Genomic DNA, 26,522 nt, shown 5'->3' with positions numbered 1-26,522 from the left:
TACACTGGACCTAGTTCTCGGGAACCTGGAAGGTGCCCGACACGCGTCCTTCCGACGTGGTCGAAGTTCCCGAAGCGCTACCGTCGACGCTCGACACGCCGGTCCTCAGGTCGATCACCAGCCGTCCGCCATTGAGCGTATCGGTGCCGCGCCGCAGGCGGACGTTGCCGGCCATGGTGATGATCCGGCGATTGAAGTCGTACACCGCGACGTCGCCCGTCGCCGATTCGTTGCCGCGCGTTACCCGCACCCCTCCCGTCGCGGTGATGCGCTGGATGCTCAGGGAGCCGGCGTCGCTGTAGTTGACCAGCGTGCGCGCGGCGCGCAGCCGCAGACCGGCCTGCGTGATGTCGACATTGCCCGACAGGACGACGCGGTTCTGGCGGTCCTGCAGCTCGATCCGGTCGGCGGCATAGTTGACCGGCGCGTTCGAGTTGTGCCCGGCGATCGCCTGGGCGTTGATCTGCATGCCTGCGAAGACGGCGAGAGTGCCGACGAAGCCTGCAAGCGCCCAACGCATTGCGGTGGAAAGGTACGATGTCATGAGGGTATCCTCAGTTCGCCCGGGATCATGCGCAGGCGGGCGTTGCCGTCAAGCGTCACCGTGCGTTCGGTCATGTCGGCGATCAGACGGTCGGCGGAGAATGTGCCGGCCGGGATCTCGCCTTCGACCCCGCCGCGCCCGACCATGCGCTTCGCCGCGAGATCGACCGAAACCCCGCGCGCGACCATGCGATAGCCGTCGGCAGCGGTCAGGCGGACCGGGCCGAAGACGGAGACGACCTCGTCGTTGAGATCGTAGGTACCGGCCTGCGCGCCCAGACGGGCGGGGCCTTCGGGCAACGCGATCCGGGCGACGAGATCGTTCATCCGCACGATTCCTTCCGCGCTCGACCGCTGCACCGCCTCGCCGGCGGTCAGCGAGAACGGCCGTCCCTTGTCGTCCTGCCCGCGGTACATGGCATTGTCGACGCGCAGCCGCTCGTCGATAACCGCGACTTCGTTGCGGTCGAGCAGGAAGCTGACCTCGCCGCGCGGGCTGAGCGGTGTGATCACCATCAGCGCCGCGACGACGCCTATGCCCATCGGCAGAACTTTGGCGAGGAGGGCGATGAGCCGATCGTGCGACCCGCCGGGCGCGGCGAAGTGCTGCCGCTCGCTCCTCAGCCGGGCCGCCTCCTGTGTCTCGATCCGCCGTTTCGTCACCATCGTTTGCGCCTACCCGGAAGGACTACGCGTGGCTGAAAATATCGTTCTCGGCCCATCCGGCGAGGTCGAGCCGCGCACGGGTGGGAAGGAAGTCGAAGCAGGCCTGGGCTATCTCGGTGCGGCCTTCGCGCGCCAGCCGCTCCACGAAAATGTCACGCAGGCGGTGGAGGAAACGCACGTCGGAAGCTGCGTATTCGCGCTGCGCCTCGTTGATCTCCGGCGCACCCCAGTCGGAGCTCTGCTGGGCCTTGGAAATCTCGCCACCGAGCAGTTCCTGCACCAGATTCTTGAGCCCGTGCCGGTCGGTGTAAGTCCGCGTCAGCTTGCTCGCGATCTTGGTGCAGAACACCGGCGCGGCGGTGACGCCCAGATAGTATTCGATCGCCGCGAGATCGAACCGCGCGAAGTGATAGAGCTTGAGCCGCGCGGGATCGGCGAGCACGGCCTTGAGGTTCGGTGCATCGTAGGGACTGCCGACGCGGAAACGCACGAGGTGCTCGTCGCCATGACCATCGCTGAGCTGGACGACGCAGAGCCGATCGCGCGGGGTGATGAGACCCATCGTTTCGGTGTCGACGGCGATCGGCCCGTCGGCGAGCACGCCGGCGGGCAGGTCTTCTTCGTGAAAATGCACTGCCATAAGGCGCGGCTCTTAGGCGCATTGGGGATTGAGGGAAAGGGCTGCTGGAATGGCGCGCGCGCGGGCACTATCGTGCGCGGCATGAGCGACACGCTACCCCAGAGCTGGCGGCCGGTGCTCGATCCGGTCCTCGCTGCACCGGAGGCGAGGCGGCTGGGCGGCTGGCTTCGCGCCGAGGAAGCCGCCGGGCGGACGATCTATCCTCCGCGCGGCACGCGGCTCGCCGCGCTGGACCTGACGCCGCTGGAAGACGTGAAAGTCGTGATTCTCGGGCAGGATCCCTATCACGGGCCGGATCAGGCGATGGGCCTGTGCTTTGCCGTACCCGAAGGCGTCCGCGTGCCGCCCAGCCTGGTCAACATCTATAAGGAGCTGGAAAGCGACCTCGGCCTGCCCTCGCCCGGGCATGGCGATCTGAGCGCCTGGGCGCGGCAGGGCGTGCTCCTGCTCAACAATTCGCTGACGGTGGAGGCCGGGCGCGCGGGCAGTCACGCAGGCAAGGGCTGGGAGGCGATCACCGATGCCTGCGTCGCGGCTGTCGCGGCGCGCGCCGAGCCGAGCGTGTTCATCCTCTGGGGCAGCCACGCGCAGGGCAAGGCGGCGCGCATTCCCGAACTCGCGCGGAGCGACCGGCACCTGGTGCTGCGCTCGCCGCACCCTAGCCCACTCTCTGCCCACCGCGGCTTCTTCGGCTCGCGCCCCTTTAGCAAGGCCAACGCCTTCCTCGAGGCGCAGGGCCGCGGCGCGATCGACTGGCGGGTCTGACGCGCCTTAACGCGGCAATTCGCTCGCACCCATCAGCGCTTCGTCCACCGCACGAGCGGCCTGGCGGCCTTCGCGGATCGCCCAGACGACGAGACTCTGCCCGCGGCGCATGTCGCCGCAGGAGAAGACGTTGGGCTCACTCGTGGCGTAGCTCTGCGTGTCGGCGGCGACATTGCCCCGCGCGTCGAGGTCGACCCCCGCCCGGTCGAGCAGCCCACGGCGCTTCGGACCGGTGAAGCCCATCGCGAGCAGGATCAGATCGGCCTGCAGCGTGAACTCGCTGCCTTCGATCTCGTGCATCCGCCCATCGCGCCATTCGACGCGTACGCATTCGAGCCCCGCTACTTCGCCGTTCTCGGCAACCACGCGCTTCGCCAGCACGGCCCAGTCGCGGTCCACGCCTTCCTGATGGCTGGAGGACGTGCGCAGCTTGAGCGGCCAGTCCGGCCAGGTCAGCGCCTTGTCTTCCTTTTCAGGCGGCTTGGGCATGATCTCGAGCTGGGTCACGCTTGCCGCACCCTGGCGGTTGGAGGTGCCGACGCAGTCGCTGCCGGTGTCGCCGCCGCCGATCACGATCACGTGTTTGCCCGTCGCCGTCAGTGAACCGCGCGGCGCGGCGCGTACTTCGTCGTCGCCGGCGTTGCGCTTGTTCTGCTGCGTCAGGAACTCCATCGCCAGCCGCACGCCCGGCAATTCAGCGCCGGGGATGTCGAGCTGGCGCGCCTTCTCCGCGCCGCCGGCGAGGACGATGGCGTCGAAATTCTCCTTGAGCGCGGTGAACGAGACCTCGACGCCGACTTCGCTGTTGGTGCGGAACTGGACCCCTTCCGCCTCCATCTGCACCGCGCGGCGGTTGATGAGGTGCTTCTCCATCTTGAAGTCGGGAATGCCGTAGCGGAGCAGACCGCCGATCCGGTCGGCCTTCTCGAACACCGTGACCGCATGGCCCGCGCGGGCGAGCTGCTGCGCGCAGGCGAGGCCGGCCGGACCCGATCCGATCACCGCGACCGACTTGCCGGTCGGCCTTTCGGGAACCTGCGGTTTGATCCAGCCTTCCTGCCAGCCGCGATCGACGATCGCGCATTCGATCGACTTGATCGTCACCGGGCTGTCGATGATGTTCAGCGTGCAGGCCGCCTCGCACGGGGCGGGGCAGACGCGGCCGGTGAACTCAGGAAAGTTGTTGGTCGAATGGAGCGTGTCGAGCGCGCGCTTCCAGTCGGCCTCGTAGACAAGGTGATTCCAGTCGGGGATCAGATTGTTCACCGGGCAGCCGGTGTGGCAGTAGGGAATCCCACAGTTCATGCAGCGCGCCGCCTGATTGCGCAGCTTGTCGTCCGGCAGGGGGACGACGAATTCCTTGTAGTGCGCGGTGCGCTCCGCGGGATCCGCGTAGCCGCGATCTTCGCGCTCGAATTCGAGGAAGCCTGTTTCCTTGCCCATATCCGTTACTCCGCCGCCACGCTTTCGGCCTCGATCCGCTCGCTTTCGAGCTGCTCGAGCGCGCGGGCATAGTCGCGCGGCATGACCTTGACGAAGCGCGTGAGCGCGGCGTCCCAGTCGTCGAGCAGCGCGGCGGCCTTGGTCGAGCCGGTGTGCAGCTTGTGCCGCTCGACGAGGATGCGCAGGCGCTCTGCGTCGTGGCGTAGCATGTCGCCCATGCCGAGGTCGTGGACCGAGCGCGCACGCTGCTGCGGGCGGCCGGTGCCTTCTTCGGCGTCGGGCGCGGCCGATATCGGCAGCAGATCGACCTGCGCCGGGTTGCACAGGCGTGCGAAATCGCCGTCCTCGTCATAGACGTAAGCCACGCCCCCGCTCATCCCCGCGGCGAAGTTGCGCCCGGTACGGCCGAGGACGCAGACGACGCCGCCGGTCATGTATTCGCAGCCGTGATCGCCGGTGCCCTCGACAACTGCAGCGGCGCCCGAATTGCGCACTGCGAAGCGCTCGCCTGCGACGCCCGCGAAGTAGGCTTCGCCCGAAATCGCGCCGTAAAGCACGGTGTTGCCGACGATGATGTTCTCGCCCGGATCGCGTGTCACGTGGGCCGGCTGGCGCACGATGATGCGGCCGCCGGACAAGCCCTTGCCGACGTAGTCGTTGGCATCGCCCGTTAGGTCCAGCGTCACCCCGTGTGCCAGCCACGCGCCGAAGCTCTGGCCGGCAACGCCGGTGAGGTTGATGCGGATCGTCTCCGGCTTGAGGCCGGCGTGTCCGTGGCGGCGGGCGATCTCGCCCGACAGCATCGCGCCGAAAGTGCGGTTGACGTTGCGGATCTCGCGTTCGAGCTCGATCGGTGTGCCGCTGTCGATCGCGGAGCGGCAGGCGGCGATCACCTCGTTGTCCATCGCGGCGGCAAGGCCGTGCTCCTGCATCTGCGTGTGATGCAGCGCAACCGCGCCCTGGGGCGCTGCCACCTGGAGAACGCGGGACAGGTCCACGCCGTGCGCCTTCCAGTGACGTTCGACGCGGCGCGTATCGATCCGGTCGACCCGGCCGATCATCTCCTCGATCGTGCGGAAGCCCATCTCCGCCATGATCTGGCGCAGTTCCTCGGCGACGAAGAAAAAGTAGTTGATCACGTGCTCGGGCGTGCCGGTGAAGCGCTTCCTCAGCACCGGGTCCTGCGTGGCAACGCCGACCGGGCAGGTGTTGAGGTGGCACTTGCGCATCATGATGCAGCCGGCCGCGATCAGCGGCGCGGTGGCGAAGCCGAACTCGTCGGCGCCGAGCAGCGCCCCGATCGCGACGTCGCGCCCAGTGCGCAGGCCGCCGTCGACCTGCACCGCGATGCGGCTGCGCAAGTCGTTGAGCAGCAGGGTCTGCTGCGTCTCCGCCAGGCCGATCTCCCACGGAGAGCCCGCGTGCGTGAGGCTGGTCAGCGGTGAAGCGCCCGTGCCGCCTTCGTAGCCCGAGATGGTGACGTGGTCGGCCTTGCTCTTGGATACGCCCGCGGCCACCGTGCCGACGCCGACCTCGCTCACCAGCTTGACCGAGATGCGCGCGCTCGGCTGGACGTTCTTGAGGTCGTGGATGAGCTGCGCCAGATCCTCGATCGAATAGATGTCGTGGTGCGGCGGCGGGCTGATCAGGCCGACGCCCGGGGTCGAATGACGCACCGCGCCGATCGTCTTGTCGACCTTGTGGCCGGGGAGCTGACCGCCCTCGCCGGGCTTGGCGCCCTGGGCCATCTTGATCTGGATGTCGTCGGAATTGACGAGGTACTCGGTCGTCACGCCGAAACGGCCCGAGGCGACCTGCTTGATGCGGCTGCGCATCGAATCGCCGTTGTCCATCGGCGTGAAGCGGTCGGGCTCCTCGCCGCCTTCGCCGGTGTTGGAACGGCCGCCGATGCGGTTCATCGCGATTGCAAGCGTGGTATGCGCCTCGCGGCTGATCGAGCCGAAGCTCATGGCGCCGGTGCTGAAGCGCTTGACGATCTCGCTCGCCGGCTCGACCTCCTCGAGCGGCACCGGGGTCTCGGCCGGCTTTAAATCCATCAGGCCGCGGATCGTTAGCAGCCGTTCGGACTGCTCGTTGATATCCCGCGCGAAATCCTCGTAGCGTTCCCGCGAGTTGCCCCGAACCGCGTGCTGCAGGCTGGCGACGCTGCCCGGCGTCCAGGCGTGATCCTCGCCCCGCAGGCGGTACTGGTAGATCCCGCCCGCATCGAGCATGCCGCGGTAGAGCGGATTGTCGCCGTGCGCGAGCGCGTGGCGGCGCACCGCCTCTTCCGCGACTTCGGCAAGGCCGACGCCTTCGATCGTCGTCGCGGTGCCGGTGAAATACTTCTCGATGAAGGCGCTCGACAGGCCGACGGCATCGAAGATCTGCGCCCCGCAATAGGACTGGTAGGTCGAGATGCCCATCTTGGACATGACCTTGAGCATGCCCTTGCCGACCGCCTTGATGTAGTTCCGGCGCGCGTCGGCCGGTGCGATCTCGGGGAAGCGCTCGGCCCGCAGCGCCTCGATCGTCTCGAACGCGACGTAAGGGTTGATCGCCTCGGCACCGTAGCCCGCGAGCACGCAGTAGTGATGCACCTCGCGCGCTTCGCCGGTTTCGACCACCAGGCCGGTCTGCATTCTGAGGCCCTGGCGCACGAGGTGGTGGTGGACCGCCGCGGTGGCGAGCAGGGCCGGGATGGGGATGCGGTCCGGCCCCTGGGCACGATCGGACAGGATCAGGATGTTGTGATCGAGCAGCACGGCCTCGGTCGCGGCCCAGCACAGCTCCTTGAGCGCCATTCCGAGCCCGTCTGCGCCGCTGTGTGCCTCCCATGTAATATCGAGCGTATGGGTGCGGAAGGCGCCGTCGAGCGCGGCCTCGACCGATCGGATCTTGGCCAGATCCTCGTTGGTCAGGATCGGTTGGCTGACTTCGAGCCGCTTGTGCGTGCCCGCCTCGCGGCCGAGCAGGTTGGGTCGCGGGCCGACCATCGACAGCAGGCTCATCACCAGTTCCTCGCGGATCGGGTCGATCGGCGGGTTGGTGACCTGGGCGAAGTTCTGCTTGAAGTAATCGTAGAGCAGTCGCGGCCGCTGGCTGAGCACGGCGAGCGGCGTGTCGGTGCCCATCGAGCCGATCGGATCGTCGCCGGTCAGCGCCATAGGCTCGAGGAAGCGGGTGATGTCCTCCTGCGTATAGCCGAAGGCCTGCTGGCGCTCGAGCAGCGCGGTCGTATGATCGGGAATCGCGGCGAGCTCGGGCTCGATCGTGTCGAGATCCTCCAGCTTGTACTGCGTCTGCTCAAGCCACTTCTCATAGGGGTGTGCCGCTGCAAGCTCGGCCTTGAGCTCGGCATCCTCGACGATGCGACCCTGTTCGAGGTCGATCAGCAGCATCTTGCCCGGCTGGAGCCGCCACTTGCGCACGATATCCGCTTCCGCGAACGGCAGCACGCCGCTTTCAGAGGCGAGGCAGACGAGATCGTCCTTGGTGACGCAGTAGCGCGCGGGACGCAGGCCATTGCGGTCGAGCGTCGCGCCGATCTGGCGTCCGTCTGTGAAGGCGACCGCGGCCGGCCCGTCCCACGGCTCCATCAGCGCGGCGTGATACTCGTAGAATGCGCGCCGCGCCGGCTCCATCAGCGGGTTCTTGGCCCACGCCTCGGGCATGAGCATCATCATTGCATGAGCGAGGCTGTATCCGCCCGCGAGCAACAGCTCGAGCGCGTTGTCGAGGCACGCGGTGTCTGACTGGCCATGCGGGATCAGCGGCCACATCTTGTCGAGATCGGCGCCAAGCAGCTCGCTTTCCATCGTCCGCCGGCGCGCTTCCATCCAGTTCACGTTGCCGCGGACGGTGTTGATCTCGCCGTTGTGCGCCATGAAGCGGTAGGGATGCGCCAGCCGCCAGCTCGGGAAAGTGTTGGTCGAGAAGCGCTGGTGCACGAGCCCGAGGGCGGAGACGCAGCGCGGATCGCGCATATCGTCGTAGAAACTGCCGACCTGATTGGCGAGCAGCAGGCCCTTGTAAACGATCGTGCGGCTGGAAAAGCTCGGGATGTATGTCTGCGTCAGCGCGGGCAGCCCGTGCTTCTCGGCCAACTTTGCAAGCGGATTGAGCGTCTGCTTGCGGATGACGATCAGCTTGCGTTCGAACGCGTCGCGATCTGCGCAGTTGTCGCCGCGCGCAACCACGCATTGGCGCATGACCGGCATCGATTCGACGACCGCCTTGCCGAGTCCGTCGAGCGTGACCGGCACGTCGCGCCAGCCGACCAGACGCTGACCTTCCTTGGCGACGAACTTTTCGAGCTGTTCGGCGACGAAAGCGCGCGCCGCTTCGTCCTGCGGCAGGAAGCATTGCGCGACCGCGTAGTCGCCGGCGGGAGGAAGGTCGTGGCCTGCCTCGGCGGCCCAGTCACGGAACAGCGGATCGGGAACCTGCAACAGGATTCCCGCGCCGTCACCCAGCAGCGGGTCGGCGCCGACCGCGCCGCGATGGTCGAGATTGGCGAGGATTTCGAGCGCCTGCGCGACGATCGCGTGGCTTTTCTCGCCTCTAATATGCGCCACGAAACCGACGCCGCACGAATCGTGTTCGTTACGTGGATCATACAGACCTGTCGGCGTGGGAAATCCCATCCAGAAACCTCGTCGTGTCAGGTGCCGAAGCGCGTGTCTCCCCCACGCTCCGGCAATGAAGCGCTTTCCGTGGCGCGCGATCGCGCACGAAAATTATCGCGAAGGCGCTTCATGACGATATGAACGGATTTTTGCAACTGCGAAGGCAGCGCATAGGTATTAGTAATTCTTGCGCGCGGAAAAGTGCGCGCGGGGCGCTCAGGCCGCGCCGCTCAGGCGCTGAAGCTTGTGGAGTGCCTCACGCAGGGCCCGTTCGGCCTGGGCCTGATCGACCGGCGCCATCTCGCCTGTCGGCGCGGCTGCGCGGACGCCTCGAGGAGCATCGAAGGGGCGTTCCTGCCCCATGACCGGCGTTGCCGCCGGCGCGGCGCGGCGCTCCTCCTGCCCGGGAAAGACGACAACCGGTTCGAATGCGTCGCTCTCGTCGCTATCCGGATCGTCTTCGACGCGGACGAACTCGCGCTGGCTCTCTGGTCGGCGAATGCTGAGCAGCGAGCTGTAAGCCCCTTCGGTGGGCGAGACGTCGCTCTCGTCGTCCCCGGCATCGGGTGTGGGGGCGGGAGAGGCGAACGGGCGTGCCTCGGGCGTCAAGGAAAGCGTGAGCGCGAGGTCTTCGTGCTCCTCGTCGGCGAGTTCGTCATCGAGCGAGAGCGGGCGCAAGGCAGCCGGAATTGCTTCCGCCGGTCCAGCGGCTTCGGGAGCCGCCGCAGCCTCCCCGGCTTCTGCCGGTGGTGCCGGTTCCGGTGCAGGGTTTGCTTCCAGGCGCGGCGCTTCCACGGCCTCGACGCCCAGGTCCGGCACGTAGCGGGCTGGCGTTTCGGCTGCGGGAAGCTCCGCCTCGGCCCGTTCGGCCGCGCGCTGGAGCGAGATAGCGAACCGGTCGACGAGCTCGGCGATGGAGAGCTCGCGCAATGGCCGCTCCTCGGTTTCCACCGGCGCATTCGGCTGCGCCGGAGCGAACTCGGCGGCCCCGTCTTCGTTCGCCGCCAGCGGATCGCCCAACATAGCGGGCGCTGCGGCGACGCTAAGCTCCTCGCCCGCAGCGATGGGAGCCTCCGCGTCCACCGACGGTTCGTTGAGGTCAATGTCCGGCATGGCGAAGGCGGCCGGGCCGTCGAACGGACGCGCCTGCTCGGCCGGGGCGGACGCGAACACGGGATTTTCTTCGGATGGGAGAATTGGCGTTTCTGCGGGGCGTTCGGCTTCGGGCTCCTCGTCCTGTTCGGGCGAGTGGCCGGCAAATGCGGCGAGATCGAGCGGGTCTTCCTCAGGCGCGGGCGGCTCGTCTTCATCCGCAGAAAGCACCACGATCTCGGCACCCGCGCCCGGCAGGGGCGCATAGTCGAGCAGTTCGCTCGCTCCGTTCTCCTCGGTGAGCGAAAGTGCACGGCGGCGCCCGGGGATCGGCGCGGAGCGGAGATCCTCGACCGGTTCGTCGAAGCCGTCGGCCCCGAGTTCCTCATGCGCCGAGATCGGGCGCTTCGCGGGCCTGACGCTCTTCGGTTGGCGCCGTACGGGAGCCGGCACGAAGCGCGGGGCTGCCTGCGCAGCGGCGACCTTGCGCGCGATGTAGAGCCCCGCGAGGGCTCCGAGGCCTGCGCCGACCAGCGCGATCAGAATGCGGGCGGCGACCCCCAGCGGCGGCTCCGCAGCCGGAATAACGGTGTGCAGGCCCGTCGCGACGATGAGACTCTCGAACAAGGTCACGGGCAGGACGAGGCTGCCGATGCCGAGCAGTGCGGCGAACCATAGTGCCACAATGGCCGGAAACACCGGATGTTGGCTGATCGGCGGCTTGCTGGCGGTCGTGCCGATGTGCGTGGCTGCCACTTCGTTCTTCCCCGTTACCCAGGCAGTGCGCGCCTCATGCAGCGGCGGGCATTGCCCCATTCGGCATCGGAGCTAACAGGCGATGGTAAACGTCTTGATAACGACGTACGTTGCGGGCCCAGTCGTGATGCTCGGCGACGTGGGCCCGCGCGCGGTCGCGCATCGCCTCCCACCCGCCCGGGTTTCGCAGCAGGCTCGCCAGCCTTGCCGCGCAGGCCGCGGGATCGTCCGCAGCAAACAGTACGCCCGTTTCGCCGTGTTCGATCAGCTCGCGGTGGCCGCCGACGTCGGAGGCGGCGACGAGCCGGCGCTGCGCCATGGCCTCGAGCGGTTTGAGCGGCGTCACCAGGTCGGTCAGCCGGCTCTGCTTGCGCGGATAGGCGAGCACGTCGATCAGCGAATAATATCGCTCGACCACGTCGTGCGGCACCCGTCCGGTGAAGCGAATCGCCTCACGCGCCGGGCTCGTCTGGGCCTGCCCGCGCAGCGCATCGTCCATCGGTCCACCGCCGACCAGCAAAAGCTGCGAGCCCGGTACTTCGGCTTGCAGGAGGGGCATAGCGGCCACCAGGTCGCCCAGCCCTTCATAATCGTAAAAGCTGCCGATGAAGCCGATCACCGGGCCGCTCCCGAGGCCCAGTTCGCGTGCGAGAACCTCGTCGCGTGGGACGGGTTCGCCGAACAACGACAGGTCGACGCCGTTGGGCGAGAGGCCGATCTTGCCCGGTGCGAAGCCGCGCACGACGAGGTCGTCCTTCAAGCCCCAGCAAATCGTGAACACCGCATCCGCGCCCGCGATCACGCGGTTCTCCAGCGCACGTGTCAGCCAGTACTTGAGCGAGCCTTCACGCCCGGTGCCGTTGCCGACCGCCGCGTCTTCCCAGAAGGCGCGGATTTCATAGACGAGCGGGATACCGTGCCGGCGCGCGACCTTCATCGCTGCGGCGCCGCACAGAGCGGGCGAGTGCGCGTGGAGAACGTCGGGCCGCCATTCGCGCACGACTTGCTCGATCGATTCCGCGAAACGCGCGATTTCGCGCCATTCGCGCAGGCCAGCCGGCCCCGATACCGAACCGGAGGCGCGGTGGAAGGTGAGCCCGTCCACCGTCTCCAGCGGCGGGCCGTCCGCCGCATGGCGCAGGCCGGTCACGCCGCGCACCTCCAGCCCTGCGGCCTCCTGGCTCTTCAGGATAGCGCGCGTGCGGAAGGTGTAGCCGCTGTGCAGCGGCAGCGAGTGGTCGAGGACGTGCAGCACCCGGGTCATCGCAGCGGCTGGTGCCACAGCAACCTTAACGGCGCGTCAACCGGGCGGTGCTAGTCGGCATCGACGCGCGCCAATCGAAAGCACTTTTCCGGTTTGATCGACTATTTCGCCCTCGGCCTGATCCACGCGTTGATCGCGATCGCGCTGCTACGGCTCGCCGGGCGCGATGCGACCGACCGCGATCCGGCTCTCGAGGAGGCGCCTGGGGACGGTGGTGACGGTGGGCAGACGCCCGATGCTTGACCTCGCGCTATTCGGCTTCGTCATGGCGTTCTTCGCGATCGGTCTGCGCCGCCCGTTCCTGTGGGTGCTCGCCTACTGCTACATCGACATCCTTGCGCCGCAGAAGATCGGCTGGTCGATCACTTCGGCCCTGCCCATCTCACTGATCGCCTTCTGCGCCGCCTTTGCCGGATGGCTGCTGACCGACAGCAAGAAGGACGTGCGCTTCACGTTCCGTCAGTTCCTGCTGGCGGTGCTGCTGCTCTACTGCTTCTGGACCACGAAGACCGCCGATTTCCCGGTCGAGGCGCTGGAGAAGTGGGACTGGGTATGGAAAGCGCTGGTGTTCGCGATCTTCCTGCCCGTCACGCTCACCACCCGCCTCAGGATCGAGGGCACGGCACTGGTCATGGTGCTCACCGCGGGTGCGATCATCATCAGCGCGGGCATGAAGACCGCGCTGGGCGGCGGCGGCTACGCCTCGCTCTATTTCTTCGTCAACGACAACGCGGGAATGTACGAAAGCTCGACGCTGGCGACGGTGGCGATCGCGATCATCCCGCTGATCGTCTGGTTCACACGCCACGGAACGGTGTTTCCTCCCGACTGGCGGGTGAAGACCTTCGGCTATGCGCTGATCTTTGCCTGTTTGCTGATCCCGGTGGGGACGGAAGCACGAACGGGCCTGCTCTGTATCGCGGCGCTGGCGGTAGTCTCCCTGCGTGACGTGAAGCGTCGCTTCACCTTCCTCGCGGCGGGTGCCGCGCTGGGGTTGATGGCCCTGCCTTTCCTTCCGCAGAGCTATTACGAGCGGATGTCGACGATCGGCAGCCACGATCAGGACCAGTCAGCCTCCACCCGCGTCGCGGTGTGGCAATGGACCTTCGACTATGCCGCCCAGAATCCCTTCGGAGGCGGGTTCGACGCCTATCGCGGGAACAGCTTCACCTACAAGCTGCCGGTTCTGGTCGAGCAGGGGAACACGACCGCGATCGAATACAAGGACGTCGTCGACAAGGCGCGCGCCTATCACTCGGCGATATTCGAGATGTTGGGCGAGCAGGGCTGGCCGGGCCTCGCACTGTGGCTCTGGATCCACGCGCTTGGATTATGGCAGATGGAGCGGATTCGCCGCCGATGGCGCGGGCGAACCGGCGCGACCGAGCAATGGCAGGCACCGCTCGCGAGCGCGCTGCAGGTGGGCCAGATCATTTATCTCCTCGGGTCGCTGTTCCAGGGCATCGCCTATCAGCCGTTCGTGCTCATGCTGATCGGCCTCCAGATCGGTCTCTGGTCCTACTGCAAACGGCTCGATTCGCAGGTGCGGGAGGCCCGCCGCGTCCGCCGGCCGCAGGTGGCGCCGACCTCTAGCGGCGATGCCGTAGCGGCAGGCGCGGGCGCGTTGCGCTAGCCCATTCGATGCGCCATGAAGCCGCGGTTTCAAGTCAAACTCGCGGCAAAGGAGAGGCGCAGTGACCCCGCAGGAAATCGCAGAAAAGGTCGGCCAGCAGATCGGCACCAGCGAATGGGTCGAGATGAGCCAGGAACGGATCGACAAGTTCGCCGATGCCACCGGCGACCATCAGTTCATCCATGTCGACGAGGAAAAGGCCAAGTTGACGCCGTTCGGCGGCACGATCGCCCACGGCTTCCTGACCCTGTCGATGATCCCCTATCTCAGCGCCAAGTCGGAGTTGCCGCGGCCAGAAGGCGTGAAGATGGGCGTCAACTACGGCGGCAACAAGACGCGCTTCATCAATCCCGTCCGCTCGGGCAAGCGCATCCGCGGGCACTGGAAGCTGCTCGAAATGGTCGAGAAGCGCCCGGGCCAGTGGCAGCAGACGCACGAGATCACGATCGAGATCGAAGGCGAGGATAAGCCGGCCCTCATCGCCGAATGGATCACGCAGCTTTTCGTCTGAACGACCACTCCCCATTTGGGGAGCGACGGGCGAGCAGGTGTCGCTACCGGTGGCGCAAGACCTCTCCCGATCCGCTTCCTGAAGGGCGGACCTGATTTTCGAAGGAGTTTTCCATGTCACGCGAAGCAGTCATCGTATCCACCGCCCGCACCGCCATCGGCCGCGCCTACAAGGGCGGGTTCAACGACACCAAGGGCGCCACGCTCGGTTCCTATTCGCTTGCGCCGGCAATCGAACGCGCCGGGATCGAACCGGGCGAGATCGACGACGTGCTGTGGGGCTCGGCGCTTCAGCAGGGCACGCAGGCGGGCAACCTCGCACGCCAGGTCGCGCTGCGGGCCGGGTGCCCGATCGGTACGTCCGGCATGACGATCGACCGCCAGTGCTCTTCCGGCCTGATGTCGATCGCCACCGCGGCCAAGCAGATCATGATCGACAACATGGATGTGGTCGCGGCCGGTGGACAGGAATCGATCAGCCTCGTGCAGACCAAGGAAATGCGCGTGATGCCCGATCCGGAGCTGATCAACATGCACGGCGCGATCTACATGCCGATGCTGCAGACCGCCGAGACGGTCGCGCAGCGCTACGGCATCAGCCGCGAGGCGCAGGACGAGTACGCCCTGCAGTCGCAGCAGCGCACAGCCGCAGCGCAGGCGGCAGGCAAGTTCGACGACGAGATCGTGCCGGTCACCACCACGATGAAGGTGACCAACAAGGAAACGGGCGAGGTTTCGGACAAGGAAGTCACCATCGCCAAGGACGAGGGCAACCGGCCCGAGACCACGCTGGAGGGCCTGTCGGCGTTGCAGCCTGTCATGGGGTCGGGCACCACGATCACCGCGGGCAATGCCAGCCAGCTTTCGGACGGCTCCTCGGCCAGCGTGCTGATGGAGGCCAAGGTCGCCGAGAAGAAGGGCCTCACCCCGCTCGGCCGCTACGTCGGCATGGCGGTGGCCGGCACCGAGCCCGACGAGATGGGCATCGGCCCCGTCTTCGCGATCCCCAAGCTGCTTGAACGCACGGGCGTGAAGCTGGAGGACGTGGGCCTGTGGGAACTCAACGAGGCGTTCGCGGTGCAGGTGCTCTACTGCCGGGATAAGCTCGGCATTCCGAACGACCTGCTCAACGTCAACGGAGGCTCGATCTCGATCGGGCACCCCTACGGCATGACCGGCGCGCGCTGCACCGGCCATGCGCTGATCGAAGGCAAGCGGCGCGGCGCGAAGTACGTCGTGGTGACGATGTGCGTCGGCGGCGGCATGGGCGCGGCGGGGATGTTCGAAGTCCTCTGATTCAGCGCCGGATTTGAACAGGTGGGCGGCTCGTGCGTTCTTCTTCGTGCCTCTTGCCGAAGGAGAACCGCATGCGCCGCCCTTTCGTTTGGCTATTGCTGGCAGCCGCGCTGCCTGCTGCGTGCTCGCAGGAAGGGCCCGAGCGTGAGGCAGTAGAGGCGCAGTCTTCACCGACCGCGGGAGATGCCGGAACTACCGCCGCGGAGCCGACAGTCGATCCTGCGGCCGAAGAACCCGCCGATGCCGACGGTTACTCCTCGGCCTACACCGCATTCGATCTCGACGTCTGCCGGGTGACCGGGGAAGCGAGCGAAGGCGCAAGCGTCGATTACGCCTGCCCGGGCCGCGGAGATGTCCCGATCTTCGTTCATCTCGGCGACGGGCGGCTCGATATCGATGCCGGCGTCGACGGCGAGGAATTCATGACCATCGGCGCCTTCAACGAGCTGGGCGAGCGGCTCGAATGGCGCATGAAGGACGGGGAGCCGTTCGCGGTGATCTTCCGCTATCGCGACGTCGCTCCGCAAAGCACGGGACGCACGGTGATCGGGGTCGAGAAGATCGGGCGGCAAGGCGCGCCAGGCTGCCGCGTCGCCCAGATCGCAGGCGACACGCCCGGTGCGAACCCCATCGCGCGCGAGATCGCCGATACGCGTGCGAACGACTTCCGCTGCGGCGTCGACGAGATGCGCGTGGTCGGCAACGCACGCTAGAACGCCGGCGCTTGCGGCGCGCGCCATTGCGGCGCATCCTTCCGAGCGGAGGAGAGAACGATGGGCGTGATGGAGATTATCGGCATCGCGGGCAGCGTCAGCCTGCTGGCCGGATGGCGCCTCTACCTGTGCATCTTCGCCACCGGGCTCGCCATGCGGCTCGACGCGATCCCCGTGCCCGAGCATCTGGCGAGCCTCGCCGTGCTCGAGAACCCGTGGGTCATGGGTATCGCTGCCGTCGCCGCGCTGTGCGAGTTCTTCGCCGACAAGGTCATGTGGCTCGATTCGGTGTGGGATGCGGTACACACCTTCGTGCGCCCGGTCGGCGGCGCGCTGCTGGCGCTGGCGATCGTCGATCCGGCCGACCCGGCGACGCAGGTGATCGCCTTCCTCCTCGGCGGCGGTGCGGCCTTCGCGGCGCATGCAGGGAAGGCCGGCGCGCGCGGTGTGGTCAACACCAGCCCCGAGCCGGTGAGCAACGTGGCCGTCTCAACCGTGGAGGACGTCGCGACTGCGAGCCTGCTCTGGGCGGCTTACGAGTATCCCTACGCGGCCGGCGCGATCGCGCTGGTGTTGCTGGCGCTGACGGTGTGGCTTCTGCTGCTGGCGCGGCGGATCGTGCGGCGGTTCTTCGGGCAGAGGGGCGGGGCGGGTTAGGAACCCGATCCTTTCGGCTCAGGCTTTCGTCTTGCCGTGCCTTGCCATGAAGGCCTCGGCTGCCGGCGCGATCTTGGTGCGCCAGCGGCTGCCGTTGAAGATACCGTAGTGCCCGGCGCCTTCGGCGAGCAGGTACTGCTTCTTCGACTTCGCCAGGCCGGTGGCGAGCGTAAGCGCGGCTTTCGTCTGCCCGATGCCGGAGATGTCGTCGCGTTCGCCCTCGATCGCCAGCAGCGCGGTGTCGCGGATCGCGCTCAGATCGACCGGCTCGCCCCGGTGCGTGAACGTGCCCTTCGCCAGCGAATGCTCCTGGAACACCTCCTCCACCGTCTGGAGGTAGAACTCCGCGGTCATGTCGCAGACTGAGCGGTATTCATCGTAGAAATCCTTGGTCGCCTGCGCGCTGTCCTCGTCGCCGACGGTGAGGTGCTTGAACATCTCGTAGTGGCTGAGAATGTGCTGGCCGAGGTTCATGCTCATGAACCCGGCAAGCTGGAGGAAGCCCGGATAGACCCGTCGCCCCGCACCGCGATGCTGCATCGGCACGGTGGCGATCACGGTGTTGCGGAACCATTCGATCGGACGGTCCATGGCGACATCGTTGACCGTGGTCGGGCTCTCGCGCGTATCGATCGGGCCGCCCATCATGGTCAGCGTCGCCGGGCGGCAGGGATGCTCCTGCGCCCCCATGATCGCGGTGGCTGCGAGCGCGGGCACCGATGGCTGGCACACCGCCATCATGTGGGCGCCCAAGCCGTTTTTCTGGGGCCCGATATGCTCCAGGAACTCGATCAGGTAGTCGATGTAGTCGTCGAGATCGAAACGGCCTTCCGACAGCGGCACCGTCTTCGCGTCGGCCCAGTCGGTCACATAGACCTCGCAGCTCTCGACCATGCGCCGCACCGTGCCGCGCAGCAGCGTGGCGTAGTGGCCGCTCATCGGCGCGACGATCAGCAGCTTCGGCACGTCCTCGGGCAGCCCTTCCCGGGTAAAGCGCTTGAGATCGCCGAACGGCCGGTTGACGACGGTCGCTTCCTCGACCGCGCAGGGCTCGCCGGCCACCTCAACGAAATCGATCCCGAACGCGGGCTTGCCGCGCGGGGCGGCGGCATGGGCGAAGACCTCGAGCGCGCTCGCGCCCACCTGTCCGAAGCCCATGTAGCCCACCGGCAGGTAGGGGTTCGATAGCGCCTCGGCGCCCATCGAGGCGAGCGCGCTCGCGCCGCTGAGCCAGGCGCGTTGCAATTCGTAAGCGTGATAGAGCAAGTCGCGTTTCCCTTGCCGAGCGTCCGGTGCGGACGCCTGCCGTCGTGGATTTGTGCACTGCACAGTGACGGGTCGTGTGGCATTGTGCAACGCATCATTTGCAGTTTCGTGCCCGATGCGCGCCGGATAAGTGGATTTTGCCGCGCCGCATCGCTACCTGCCCCGCATGGACGCGGACACCCCACAACCCGAAGCGCGCCCCGCGCGCCGCGGCCTCTTCCGCCGCAGCTCGGCCATCGAGGGCGAGGCGAAGCCCGCGCGCACGCTCGGCCCGCTGACGATGATCTTCCGCGAGGCGGCCAAGTATCCGGGTCGCGTCGCGCTCGCGCTAGCCGCACTGTTCACGACCGCCGCGGCGACGCTCGCGATTCCCTGGCGGTTCAAGGTCATCATCGATCGCGCGTTCGGCGGCGGCGCGAGCCTGGCGGAGATCGCCAACGCATTCGAGTACCTGCTGATGATCGTGGTCGTACTGGCGATCGGCACGGCGGCGCGGTTCTATTTCGTCAGCTGGCTGGGGGAGCGCGTGGTCGCCGACATCCGCCTCAAGGTCCAGGCGAACCTCCTGCGCCTTGCGCCCGGCTTCTACGAGGCGAACAGCCCGAAGGAAATCTCCAGTCGGATGACCTCGGACACCGCGCTGATCGAGCAGGTCGTCGGCACCACCGTCTCGGTTGCCCTGCGCAACCTGCTGACCGCCCTCGGCGGAACCGCGATCCTGCTCTACCTCGCCCCGACGCTGACCGTGGGGCTGCTCGTGGGCATCCCGCTGGTGATCGCGCCGATCATGTACTTCGGCCGCCGTATCCGCGTGGTCTCGCGGTCGAGCCAGGACCGGGTGGCCGATGTCGGCGCGATGGTGACCGAAGTGCTCGCGGCGATGAAGATCGTCCAGGCGTTCAACCAGGAGGCGCGCGAGGGCAGCCGCTTCGCGCAGGCGGTCGAGCGCACGTTCGCCACCGCGCGGCGGCGCATCGCGTTGCGTGCGGCGATGACCTCGATCGTGATCCTGCTGGTGTTCGGCGGGATCACCATGGTCATGTGGCGCGGCGCGATCGCTGTCTCCACCGGCGAGATCAGTGGCGGCACGATCGCCGCGTTCGTGCTCACCGGCGGGCTCGTCGCGGGGGCGTTCGGGGCGCTGACCGAGGTCTACGGTGATCTGTTGCGCGGCGCCGGCGCCGCCAGCCGGCTGGAGGAACTGCTTCAGGAAAGACCCACGATCGCCCCGCCCGCACGCCCCCTGGCATTGCCCGAGCCGCCGCGCGGCAGCCTCTCGTTCCGCGGTGTCTCCTTCCGTTACCCGACGCGGCTCGAAAGCGCAGCGCTCAAGGAGTTCTCGCTCGAAATCGAGCCGGGAGAGACAGTCGCGCTGGTCGGCCCGTCGGGCGCGGGCAAGTCGACCGTGTTCCAGCTTGCCGAGCGGTTCTACGATCCGCAGGCCGGCACGATCCGGCTCGACGGGATCCCGCTCACCAGCGCCGATCCGGCGGAGATCCGCAAGCGCATCGCCCTCGTCCCGCAGGACGGGGTGCTGTTCTCCGCCAACGCGCGCGACAACCTGCGTTACGGCGCCTGGGACGCGAGCGACGAAGACATCTGGGAGGCAGCGCGCGCGGCCAATGCCGAACGCTTCCTGCGCGAGCTTCCCGAGGGTCTCGATACCTATCTGGGCGAGAGCGGCACGCGGCTGTCCGGCGGACAGCAGCAGCGCCTCGCCATCGCCCGAGCGTTGCTGCGCGACGCGCCGATCCTGCTGCTCGACGAGGCGACCAGCGCGCTCGATGCGGAAAGCGAGCGGCTCGTCCAGCAGGCGCTCGACCGGCTGATGGCGGAGCGCACGACGCTGGTGATCGCGCACCGCCTCGCCACCGTCCGCGCGGCCGACCGGATCGTGGTGATGGACGAGGGGCGGATCGTGGAGCAGGGCACGCATGCCGAACTGACCGAGGCGGGCGGGCTCTACAGCCGACTCGCTGCGCTCCAGTTCGCCCCCGGCGAAGCCGCCTGAAGCCGGATCGACGCGTTCAGCCGAGACACAGGCGCGACAATCTATGAAGTTGCGACTGAAACCGACGAACGGCGACGCAGCACACGTGCCGTCACCTATGCTGACGCCAGAGGATCTCTGCATCCTTGGGGCTGACTGAAATTTCCGGGAGAATTCCACATGATCCGCACCATGCTTGCCGCGGGGGCCAGCGCTCTCGCCCTGACTCTTGCCGTTCCGGCGCTGGCGCAGGATGCCGACGCCGCGGCGCCCGCCGCCAAGGCCGAGGAAACCCCGCTGCCGACGATGAGCTTCGGCGAATGGGGCTTCGATCCGGCCTATCTCGACAAGACCATCGATCCGGGCGACGACTTCTTCGCTTACGCCAACGAGAAGTGGCTCGAAGCCAATCCGCTGCCGCCCGAGTTCTCGCGTTTCGGCGCGTTCAACCTGCTGCGCGAGAAATCGACCAGCGACGTGAAGACTTTGGTCGACGAACTGGTGGCGAAGGATCCGGCAAGCCTCTCGGCCGACGAGAAGCGCATCGTCGACGCCTACAACGCCTTCCTCGATACCGCCGCGATCGATGCCGCGGGTCTCGCTCCGGCCAAGCCCTATCTCGATCGTATCCAAGGCGCGAAGACACTCGCCGAGCTCGCCACGTTGTGGGGCACGCCCGGCTATTCCTCGCCCGTAGGCGGGTTCGTGACAGTCGATGCGAAGGAGCCGACCCGCTATTCGGTCTACGTGGCGTCAGGTGGCCTCGGCCTTCCCGACCGCGATTACTATCTCGACGAGACCGAGAAGGGCCGCGATATCCAGGCCAAGTACCGCGAATATCTCGCCTTCCTGTTCCAGCAGGCCGGGTACGCAGACCCCGCCGCGACCGCGCAGCAGGTCTATGCGCTCGAAGACGCGATCGCGCACAACATCGCCTGGGACCGCGCCACGCGCCGCAACCGCGACCTGACTTACAACGCCGTGACCCCTGCCGAGCTCGGCGATCTGGCGGGCGGCTTCCCGCTCAACGCGATGCTCGATGCGAGCGGTTTCGGCGAGACCGACCGCTTCGTCGTCTACGACCTGCCGCCGACCGACCAGGAAGCGGCTGCGCTCGGCTTGACCGAGGATACGCTCGCCAAGATCGGCGGCGGCACGCCGGCGATGCTCGCGCTCTTGGCGAAGACACCGGTTAACGTGCTGCAGGCGTGGACGGTCAAGGAATTCCTCGCCAGCAACGCCGCGGTTCTGCCGAGCGCGATCGACCAGGCGGACTTCGCCTTCTACGGCAAGACGCTGACCGGCACGCCCGAGCAGCGCGCGCGCTGGAAGCGGGCGACGGCGGAGACCGAGGGCCTGCTCGGCGAGCTGGTCGGCGCTTCTTACGTCGAGCGCTATTTCCCGCCGGAGAACAAGGCGGCGATGGAAGATCTGGTCGTCAACCTGCGCAAGGCGCTGGCGATCAGCATCGAAGAGAACGACTGGATGAGCGCGGCGACCAAGCGGGAAGCCGTCGCCAAGCTCGACAGCTTCGATCCCAAGATCGGCTACCGCGACAACCTGGAGACTTATCCGGGCCTCGCGATCGACGCCGGCACGCCGCTCGCCAACCGCATCGCCGCGGCCGAATGGCAGTGGAAGGACATGCTCTCCAAGCTCGGCGGGCCGATCGACCGCACCGAGTGGGGCATGCTGCCGCAGACGGTCAACGCCTACTACAACTCGACCAAGAACGAGATCGTATTCCCCGCCGCGATCCTGCAGCAGCCGTTCTACGGCCTCTCGGCCGATCCGGCGGTCAACTACGGCGGCATCGGCGCGGTCATCGGGCACGAGATGGGCCACGGGTTCGACGACCAGGGCTCCAAGTCCGACGGCACCGGCATGCTGCGCAACTGGTGGACCGACGCCGACCGCGCGGCGTTCGACAAGCGCACCGACGCGCTGGTCGAGCAGTACAGCGCGTTTTGCCCGCTCGACGACGGCACGACCTGCGTCAACGGGCGCCTGACGCTGGGCGAGAACATCGGCGACGTCGGCGGGCTCAGCCTCGCCTACCGCGCCTACAAGCTCTCGCTGAACGGCAAGGAAGCGCCGGTGATCGATGGTCTGACCGGCGACCAGCGCTTCTTCCTCGCCTGGGCGCAGGTCTGGCGCTCGCAGCAGCGCGAGGACGCCGCGCGTCAGCGGCTGCGCACCGATCCGCACAGCCCCGAGCAGTTCCGCACCAACGGCGCGGTGCGGCAGATGGATGCCTGGTACAAGGCGTTCAACGTGACGCCCGACGACGCACTCTACCTGCCGCCGGAGCAGCGCGTGCATATCTGGTAAGGGCACCCTTGCCATCACCAAGGATTGCCCTCGGCCCGAGCGGCCGGGGGCAATTTTTATGGGCGGCGACCGATTTGCGTTTGACACGCCGCGCGCCATCGCCATGACCCGCAGGCAATGAGCCTCACCCTTACCGCAATCCTGCTCGGCATCCTCGAAGGGCTGACCGAGTTCCTCCCCGTCTCCTCGACCGGCCACCTGATCCTCGCGCAGGCCTTCTTCGGCTACGATCCGGCGCAGTGGCGGCAGTTCAACATCGTTATCCAGCTCGGTGCGATCCTCGCGGTCGTGGTGACATACTGGAAGACGTTCTGGACGATGGGCATGGGCCTTCTCCGCCTCGAACCGGAAGCCCTTCGGTTCGCGCGCAACATCCTGCTCGGCTTTCTGCCCGCAGCGGTGATCGGACTGCTCGCGAAGGATGCGATCGACGTCATGCTCGGCACGCCGATGGTGGTGGCCGTGGCCCTGGTGATCGGCGGCATCGCGATCCTCGCGCTCGAGAGGACGATCCCGGTGCGTGAGGACGTCGGCGTGGCCGGGCTGTCGTGGAAGACGGCGATCGCGGTCGGCTTCGCCCAGTGCCTGGCGATGATCCCCGGCACGAGCCGTTCGGCGGCAACCATCCTCGGCGCGCTGGCCATGGGCGTGGGGCGCAAGACCGCGGCCGAATTCTCGTTCTTCCTCGCGGTTCCGACGATGCTGGGCGCCGCGACGGTCAAGATCCTCGACGAGCCGGCGCTGCTGGCGGGCGAGGCGACGGTCGGCTGGGGGGAGATCGCGCTCGGCTTCCTCGCGGCGTTCCTCGTCGCGCTCGTGGTCATCCGGGCCTTCGTCGCCTACGTCAGCCGCCACGGCTTCGCGCCGTTCGCCTGGTACCGCATCGTACTCGGTGCGGGCGCGATCGTCTGGCTCGCCGCGGGCTGATCCATTCCGGATCGTTGCCCGGGTGCAACTATCCTGCTCGGCTGGCCGCAAGCATCGGAACGTTTCGCGGCGACGCCGGGTTGTATCGGGCAGGATGGTTCGCAGACGATAACACGATGGGTTTGATTTTCTTTCTTGCGGGTGGCGCGGTTCTGGGCTGGCTCGCGGCGATCGTGCTGCGCGTGGAAGACGGGCGGGGGATCATGGCCAACGTGGCCGCGGGCACGGTCGGGGCCGTCATCAGCGGGGTGATCGGCAATCGCGGATCGATACTTTCCGGCATCAGCGGGATCTCGATCCCGATCGCTGCCGGCGGTGCGCTGGTCCTCATCGGTGCCCTGGCCCTGTTTCGAAACCGGTTCGACGAGCACCAAAGGTAAACGCTATTCACGCCGGGTCGACATGCGTGTACAGGTCGGCCCACCCAACAACAAAGGGGAAAGACTGAGATGAAGAGCATTTTCAAGAGCGCGATGGTTGCTTCGGTTGCCGCAATGGGCCTCAGCCTCGCTGCCTGCGATAGCGCGCAGGAGAACGCGGCCGAGGACGCCGGCGAGCAGAACGCCGAGATGGTGAACGAGCAGGCCGAAGCGATGGAAGACACCGGCCAGATCACCGACGCCGAAGCCGATGCGATGACCGACGCGGCCGAAGATCAGGCGGACGCGATGGAAGACCAGGCCGAAGCCGCTGCCGAGGGCGACGCTGCTGCGACCCCGCCGGCCGAGTAAGCTCTTCGCTTCTCGAATTCAGGAGAGCCGGTCCGGGTCAGCCCGGGCCGGCTTTTCTTTTGCCGCCGCTCAGACCGGCGCAGCGCCGCTCCCGCGGCCACCGCGCAGGAGGTATTCCTGGGTGCCGCGGTGGATCACGTTGTCGACGTCGATGACGGCCGAGTTCGCGTAAGTGAAAGCCGGCGGCAGGTTGCGGTAGAGGCGGTCGAAGTCGCGTTCCACCGTCTGGCGGTAGAGGTCCTCGAAGCTCTCGATCACGAAGTAGGTCGGCTGCAGGTCGCTGATCACGTAGTCGGTGCGCATCACCCGGTCGACGTTGAGCATGATCCGGTTGGGGCTCTTCCCCTCGACCGCGAAGACCACCTCGGTCGGCCCCGAGAGGATGCCCGCACCGTAGGCCCGCACTTCGCCGTGTTCGAGCATCAGCCCGAACTCCACCGTGTACCAGTAGAGCGCGCCCAGTGCCTTGAGCCGGTTGTAGCGCATCGCCTTCCACCCGGCCTTGCCGTATTCCTGCATGTAGTCGGCGTAGACCGGGTCGGTCAGCATCGGGACGTGGCCGAAGACGTCGTGGAACACGTCGGGTTCCTGGATGTAGTCGAACGTCTCGCGGGTGCGGATGAAGTTGCCTGCCGGGAAGCGGCGGTTGGCGAGATGCCAGAAGAACACGTGGTCCGGGATCAGCATCGGCACCGGCACCACGCTCCAGCCGGTCAGCTTGCCGAGATCCTCCGACAGCCGGGCGAACTCGGGCACGCCGCCCTGGCCGAGGTCGAGCTTGTCCAGCCCCTCCATGAAGGCGCTCGCCGCGTGGCCGGGCAGGACCGCCATCTGCCGGGCGAAGAGATCGTTCCAGATCGCATCGTCATCCGAGGTGTAGTCGGTCTGCTTCGGCTCCAGCCAATCGTCGCCGACGTGCGCCGGCTTCTTCAGCGGGGCGGTGAAGACGTCCGCCGGCATCTCGGGGAGAGCCGTAAAGTCCTGTTCTTCGGGTGCGATCGTGGCCATAGTTTCTCCTGTAACCAATAGCACCGCCGCGGGTCACTGACAAATCGCACGTCCCGCGCTTCGGCTCAGTCGAAGATATCCTCGAGCCAGCTCTTGCGCCGCTTGTAGGGCTTGCCGTGATGACCGTGGCCGTAGCCCGAGTGCGCCTGCCCGCCGTGGCGCGCGTAGTCGGGCGCGGGGCGCTGCGGGGCGGCCTGGGGCGCGCTGCGTTCGACGATCTTGTCGAGCTCCCCGCGGTCGAGCCAGACGCCGCGGCACTGCGGGCAATAATCGATCTCGATCCCCTGCCGGTCGCTCATCGCGAGCGGGACGCGGCAGACGGGGCATGACATGGCGGCCACTTCGGCTTCGGTGCGCATCGGCGGGTCGGTCCTCTCTCTAGTCCTGATACCCCTGCAAGATGGGGGCGGCGGCAGTGCGATCAAGCGCGGGCAAGGTGTCGCCCCGGCGTTGACGCTCCGCCGGGTTTTACGCGGTGTAACCTTGCGCCGGAATCGGAGGCCCAGCGGCCCGCCCGGTCCAGCCGCGCGAGATGCTGGAGGAGCGCATTGTTGTCGTCTTTCCAGTATGTTCCGGCATAGCGCCCGTGCTCCATCACGACCTGGATCAACCCTTCCTCGGCGCGGTAGCCGGCATCCAGCCCTGTGGACTTCGCCGAAGCCAAGTCCACAGGCTGGTGTGACTTTCCCAGCGCCGCGTCCCACGCCGCGGCGAAGCCCGCCGCGCCCGGGCGCTTGCGCAGGCGGTAGGCGCTCTCCCGCCCCATGCCGACGGCGCGCGCGGCGGCACAAACCGAGCGCGTGTGGGCGAGGAAGCCGATGAAGGCCGCCTGTCGTTCGGGCACCCAGCCGTCGCGGCGCGGGCCGACGGGCACGGGATGGAAAGCGGGGATGCGGCGGCGGGTCTGCCGCGGCTCGCGGGCCGACTCGCCGGCCGGCGGAGGGGGCGGATAGCGCTTCATCGCTCAGGATGGAGCAAATTTTGCGCATGTAGGAAAGCGATTTGTGCGCGCGCCAGCCCCGGCACGCAAGCTCCAGCGCGAACCGCCTCGGCTACTGTTCGGCGCCCTCCGGCGGGTACGCCGCTGCGGCACCGTGGTCGTAGCTCAGGCTTTCGACGAGGCGCAGGCGGCCTTCGCCGGGCATCCAGCGCCAGACGTGCTGGTAGCGTGCCCCGCCGACCATCTCCCACTCGCCATCCGCGCGCCGCTCGAAGAACACGTGCGCGCCTTCCTCGAGCGCGCCCCATTGGCCGAGGGGGCGGATGGTGCGCGAGCCCGGCACTGCGAGCCGGCGATTGGCGTAGCCGGCGTGTGCCCCGCCCGGCGCGCGCGCGGCGCATTCGCGCTCCATCTGGGCGATGAACTCCGCCCGGCTGCTCGCGACGAGCCCGCCCTTGTCGTGAAGCATGCGGAAATCCTCGCCCAGCACCCGCTCGACGGCAGGCGGATCGCACGCCTCGAACGCCGCCCAGAACAGCGCCCCGTCCGCCGCCTCGATCTGCCCGGTGAGCGCGTCGAGCGGCGGAACCGACATTGCCGTGGCGGGCGCGGCCTGCGCGAGAAGAAGCGGTGCGATAAACGAGAACATGGAGGGCCTTCTGGTGGCTTAGTGTATTAAGTCTATAATACAGATAAGGCGCACCGCGTCAAATCCCGCGCAGA

At 67.4% G+C, this 26,522-nt stretch carries 24 protein-coding genes; 12 read left to right on the top strand and 12 right to left on the bottom strand.

Translation table 11 applies throughout. The annotated features are described in order from the left end of the window. Positions 1 to 10: 10 nt before the first annotated feature. The 3 genes from D2V04_RS16435 to D2V04_RS16425 are packed head-to-tail and all read right to left on the bottom strand — an operon-like array spanning position 11 to position 1,849. Entirely contained in the window at positions 11 to 544 is a 534-nt protein-coding gene (locus D2V04_RS16435; protein WP_407672125.1) for an LptA/OstA family protein, read from the bottom strand. Beyond that, positions 541 to 1,209, bottom strand: a complete 669-nt coding sequence (locus D2V04_RS16430) for an LPS export ABC transporter periplasmic protein LptC (protein ID WP_119514774.1) — start codon at positions 1,207 to 1,209, stop codon at positions 541 to 543. Before D2V04_RS16430 ends, D2V04_RS16435 begins: the two co-directional genes overlap by 4 nt. Positions 1,210 to 1,231: 22 nt before the next feature. Further along, a complete protein-coding gene (locus D2V04_RS16425; protein WP_119514773.1) occupies positions 1,232 to 1,849 on the bottom strand; it encodes a ribonuclease D in 618 nt (205 codons plus the stop codon). Between the two features lie 81 nt (positions 1,850 to 1,930). On the opposite strand from D2V04_RS16425, the gene ung reads away from it, so the two are divergent. Next, entirely contained in the window at positions 1,931 to 2,614 is a 684-nt protein-coding gene (gene ung, locus D2V04_RS16420; RefSeq protein ID WP_119514772.1) for a uracil-DNA glycosylase, read from the top strand. Between the two features lie 6 nt (positions 2,615 to 2,620). Here ung and D2V04_RS16415 read toward each other — a convergent pair whose 3' ends face one another. The 4 genes from D2V04_RS16415 to D2V04_RS16400 all read right to left on the bottom strand — a co-directional run bounded on the left by D2V04_RS16415 (position 2,621) and on the right by D2V04_RS16400 (position 11,797). Further along, on the bottom strand, positions 2,621 to 4,057 hold the full coding sequence (locus D2V04_RS16415) for a glutamate synthase subunit beta (RefSeq protein ID WP_119514771.1): 1,437 nt from the start codon (positions 4,055 to 4,057) through the stop codon (positions 2,621 to 2,623). Between the two features lie 5 nt (positions 4,058 to 4,062). After that, a complete protein-coding gene (gltB, locus tag D2V04_RS16410; RefSeq protein ID WP_119514770.1) occupies positions 4,063 to 8,703 on the bottom strand; it encodes a glutamate synthase large subunit in 4,641 nt (1,546 codons plus the stop codon). Between the two features lie 198 nt (positions 8,704 to 8,901). Then, a complete protein-coding gene (locus tag D2V04_RS16405; RefSeq protein ID WP_147391856.1) occupies positions 8,902 to 10,533 on the bottom strand; it encodes a hypothetical protein in 1,632 nt (543 codons plus the stop codon). Positions 10,534 to 10,567: 34 nt separating this feature from the next. Beyond that, the gene (locus D2V04_RS16400) at positions 10,568 to 11,797 is read right to left on the bottom strand and encodes a TIGR04063 family PEP-CTERM/XrtA system glycosyltransferase (RefSeq protein ID WP_119514768.1); all 1,230 of its coding nucleotides are present in this window, start codon (positions 11,795 to 11,797) and stop codon (positions 10,568 to 10,570) included. 93 nt (positions 11,798 to 11,890) lie between these two features. Between D2V04_RS16400 and D2V04_RS18025 the strand changes: the two genes are divergently transcribed. From D2V04_RS18025 to D2V04_RS16375, 6 genes are all read left to right on the top strand, one after another. Continuing rightward, on the top strand, positions 11,891 to 12,040 hold the full coding sequence (locus D2V04_RS18025) for a hypothetical protein (protein WP_182849796.1): 150 nt from the start codon (positions 11,891 to 11,893) through the stop codon (positions 12,038 to 12,040). Then, positions 12,033 to 13,430 (top strand): DUF5935 domain-containing protein, encoded by a 1,398-nt coding sequence (locus D2V04_RS16395; RefSeq protein WP_119514928.1) that lies wholly within the window; start codon positions 12,033 to 12,035, stop codon positions 13,428 to 13,430. The genes D2V04_RS18025 and D2V04_RS16395 overlap by 8 nt, the downstream gene beginning before the upstream one ends. A 61-nt stretch (positions 13,431 to 13,491) precedes the next feature. Continuing rightward, a complete protein-coding gene (locus tag D2V04_RS16390) occupies positions 13,492 to 13,941 on the top strand; it encodes a MaoC family dehydratase (protein WP_119514767.1) in 450 nt (149 codons plus the stop codon). 113 nt (positions 13,942 to 14,054) lie between these two features. Then, positions 14,055 to 15,236 carry an acetyl-CoA C-acyltransferase gene (locus tag D2V04_RS16385; RefSeq protein WP_119514766.1) on the top strand — a complete coding sequence of 394 codons (1,182 nt, stop codon included), beginning with the start codon at positions 14,055 to 14,057 and terminating at the stop codon, positions 15,234 to 15,236. A 71-nt stretch (positions 15,237 to 15,307) separates the two neighbouring features. Further along, entirely contained in the window at positions 15,308 to 15,949 is a 642-nt protein-coding gene (locus D2V04_RS16380) for a hypothetical protein (RefSeq protein ID WP_147391855.1), read from the top strand. Positions 15,950 to 16,009: 60 nt separating this feature from the next. After that, positions 16,010 to 16,606, top strand: coding sequence for a DUF4126 domain-containing protein (locus D2V04_RS16375; RefSeq protein ID WP_119514764.1), 597 nt, complete (start codon positions 16,010 to 16,012; stop codon positions 16,604 to 16,606). Positions 16,607 to 16,624: 18 nt separating this feature from the next. Here D2V04_RS16375 and D2V04_RS16370 read toward each other — a convergent pair whose 3' ends face one another. Next, complete coding sequence (locus D2V04_RS16370) at positions 16,625 to 17,872, bottom strand: polyhydroxyalkanoate depolymerase (protein ID WP_119514763.1); 1,248 nt, start codon at positions 17,870 to 17,872, stop codon at positions 16,625 to 16,627. Between the two features lie 280 nt (positions 17,873 to 18,152). Between D2V04_RS16370 and D2V04_RS16365 the strand changes: the two genes are divergently transcribed. The 5 genes from D2V04_RS16365 to D2V04_RS16345 all read left to right on the top strand — a co-directional run bounded on the left by D2V04_RS16365 (position 18,153) and on the right by D2V04_RS16345 (position 23,851). Then, positions 18,153 to 19,883 (top strand): ABC transporter transmembrane domain-containing protein, encoded by a 1,731-nt coding sequence (locus D2V04_RS16365; protein ID WP_228766514.1) that lies wholly within the window; start codon positions 18,153 to 18,155, stop codon positions 19,881 to 19,883. A 159-nt stretch (positions 19,884 to 20,042) separates the two neighbouring features. Continuing rightward, a complete protein-coding gene (locus D2V04_RS16360; RefSeq protein WP_119514762.1) occupies positions 20,043 to 22,193 on the top strand; it encodes a M13 family metallopeptidase in 2,151 nt (716 codons plus the stop codon). 117 nt (positions 22,194 to 22,310) lie between these two features. After that, positions 22,311 to 23,120: an undecaprenyl-diphosphate phosphatase gene (locus D2V04_RS16355; protein ID WP_119514761.1), complete on the top strand. Its 810-nt coding sequence runs from the start codon at positions 22,311 to 22,313 to the stop codon at positions 23,118 to 23,120. 116 nt (positions 23,121 to 23,236) lie between these two features. Continuing rightward, positions 23,237 to 23,500, top strand: a complete 264-nt coding sequence (locus D2V04_RS16350) for a GlsB/YeaQ/YmgE family stress response membrane protein (RefSeq protein WP_147391854.1) — start codon at positions 23,237 to 23,239, stop codon at positions 23,498 to 23,500. 69 nt (positions 23,501 to 23,569) lie between these two features. After that, positions 23,570 to 23,851: a hypothetical protein gene (locus D2V04_RS16345; RefSeq protein WP_119514759.1), complete on the top strand. Its 282-nt coding sequence runs from the start codon at positions 23,570 to 23,572 to the stop codon at positions 23,849 to 23,851. 69 nt (positions 23,852 to 23,920) lie between these two features. On the opposite strand, the gene phhA is transcribed toward D2V04_RS16345, so the two are convergent. The 4 genes from phhA to D2V04_RS16325 form a co-directional block, all read right to left on the bottom strand. After that, positions 23,921 to 24,859, bottom strand: coding sequence for a phenylalanine 4-monooxygenase (gene phhA, locus D2V04_RS16340; protein WP_228766496.1), 939 nt, complete (start codon positions 24,857 to 24,859; stop codon positions 23,921 to 23,923). 65 nt (positions 24,860 to 24,924) lie between these two features. Further along, positions 24,925 to 25,218, bottom strand: coding sequence for a TFIIB-type zinc ribbon-containing protein (locus D2V04_RS16335; RefSeq protein WP_119514758.1), 294 nt, complete (start codon positions 25,216 to 25,218; stop codon positions 24,925 to 24,927). A gap of 62 nt (positions 25,219 to 25,280) precedes the next feature. Further along, a complete protein-coding gene (locus tag D2V04_RS16330; RefSeq protein ID WP_119514757.1) occupies positions 25,281 to 25,820 on the bottom strand; it encodes a hypothetical protein in 540 nt (179 codons plus the stop codon). A 91-nt stretch (positions 25,821 to 25,911) separates the two neighbouring features. Next, positions 25,912 to 26,448 carry a nuclear transport factor 2 family protein gene (locus tag D2V04_RS16325; RefSeq protein ID WP_119514756.1) on the bottom strand — a complete coding sequence of 179 codons (537 nt, stop codon included), beginning with the start codon at positions 26,446 to 26,448 and terminating at the stop codon, positions 25,912 to 25,914. Positions 26,449 to 26,522 lie beyond the last annotated feature (74 nt).

This window comes from Pelagerythrobacter aerophilus, from assembly GCF_003581645.1.
In the GTDB taxonomy this organism is placed as follows: domain Bacteria; phylum Pseudomonadota; class Alphaproteobacteria; order Sphingomonadales; family Sphingomonadaceae; genus Pelagerythrobacter; species Pelagerythrobacter aerophilus.
Note: the sequence above shows the minus strand (reverse complement) of the source record. Positions and strands in the feature narration are given on the sequence as shown.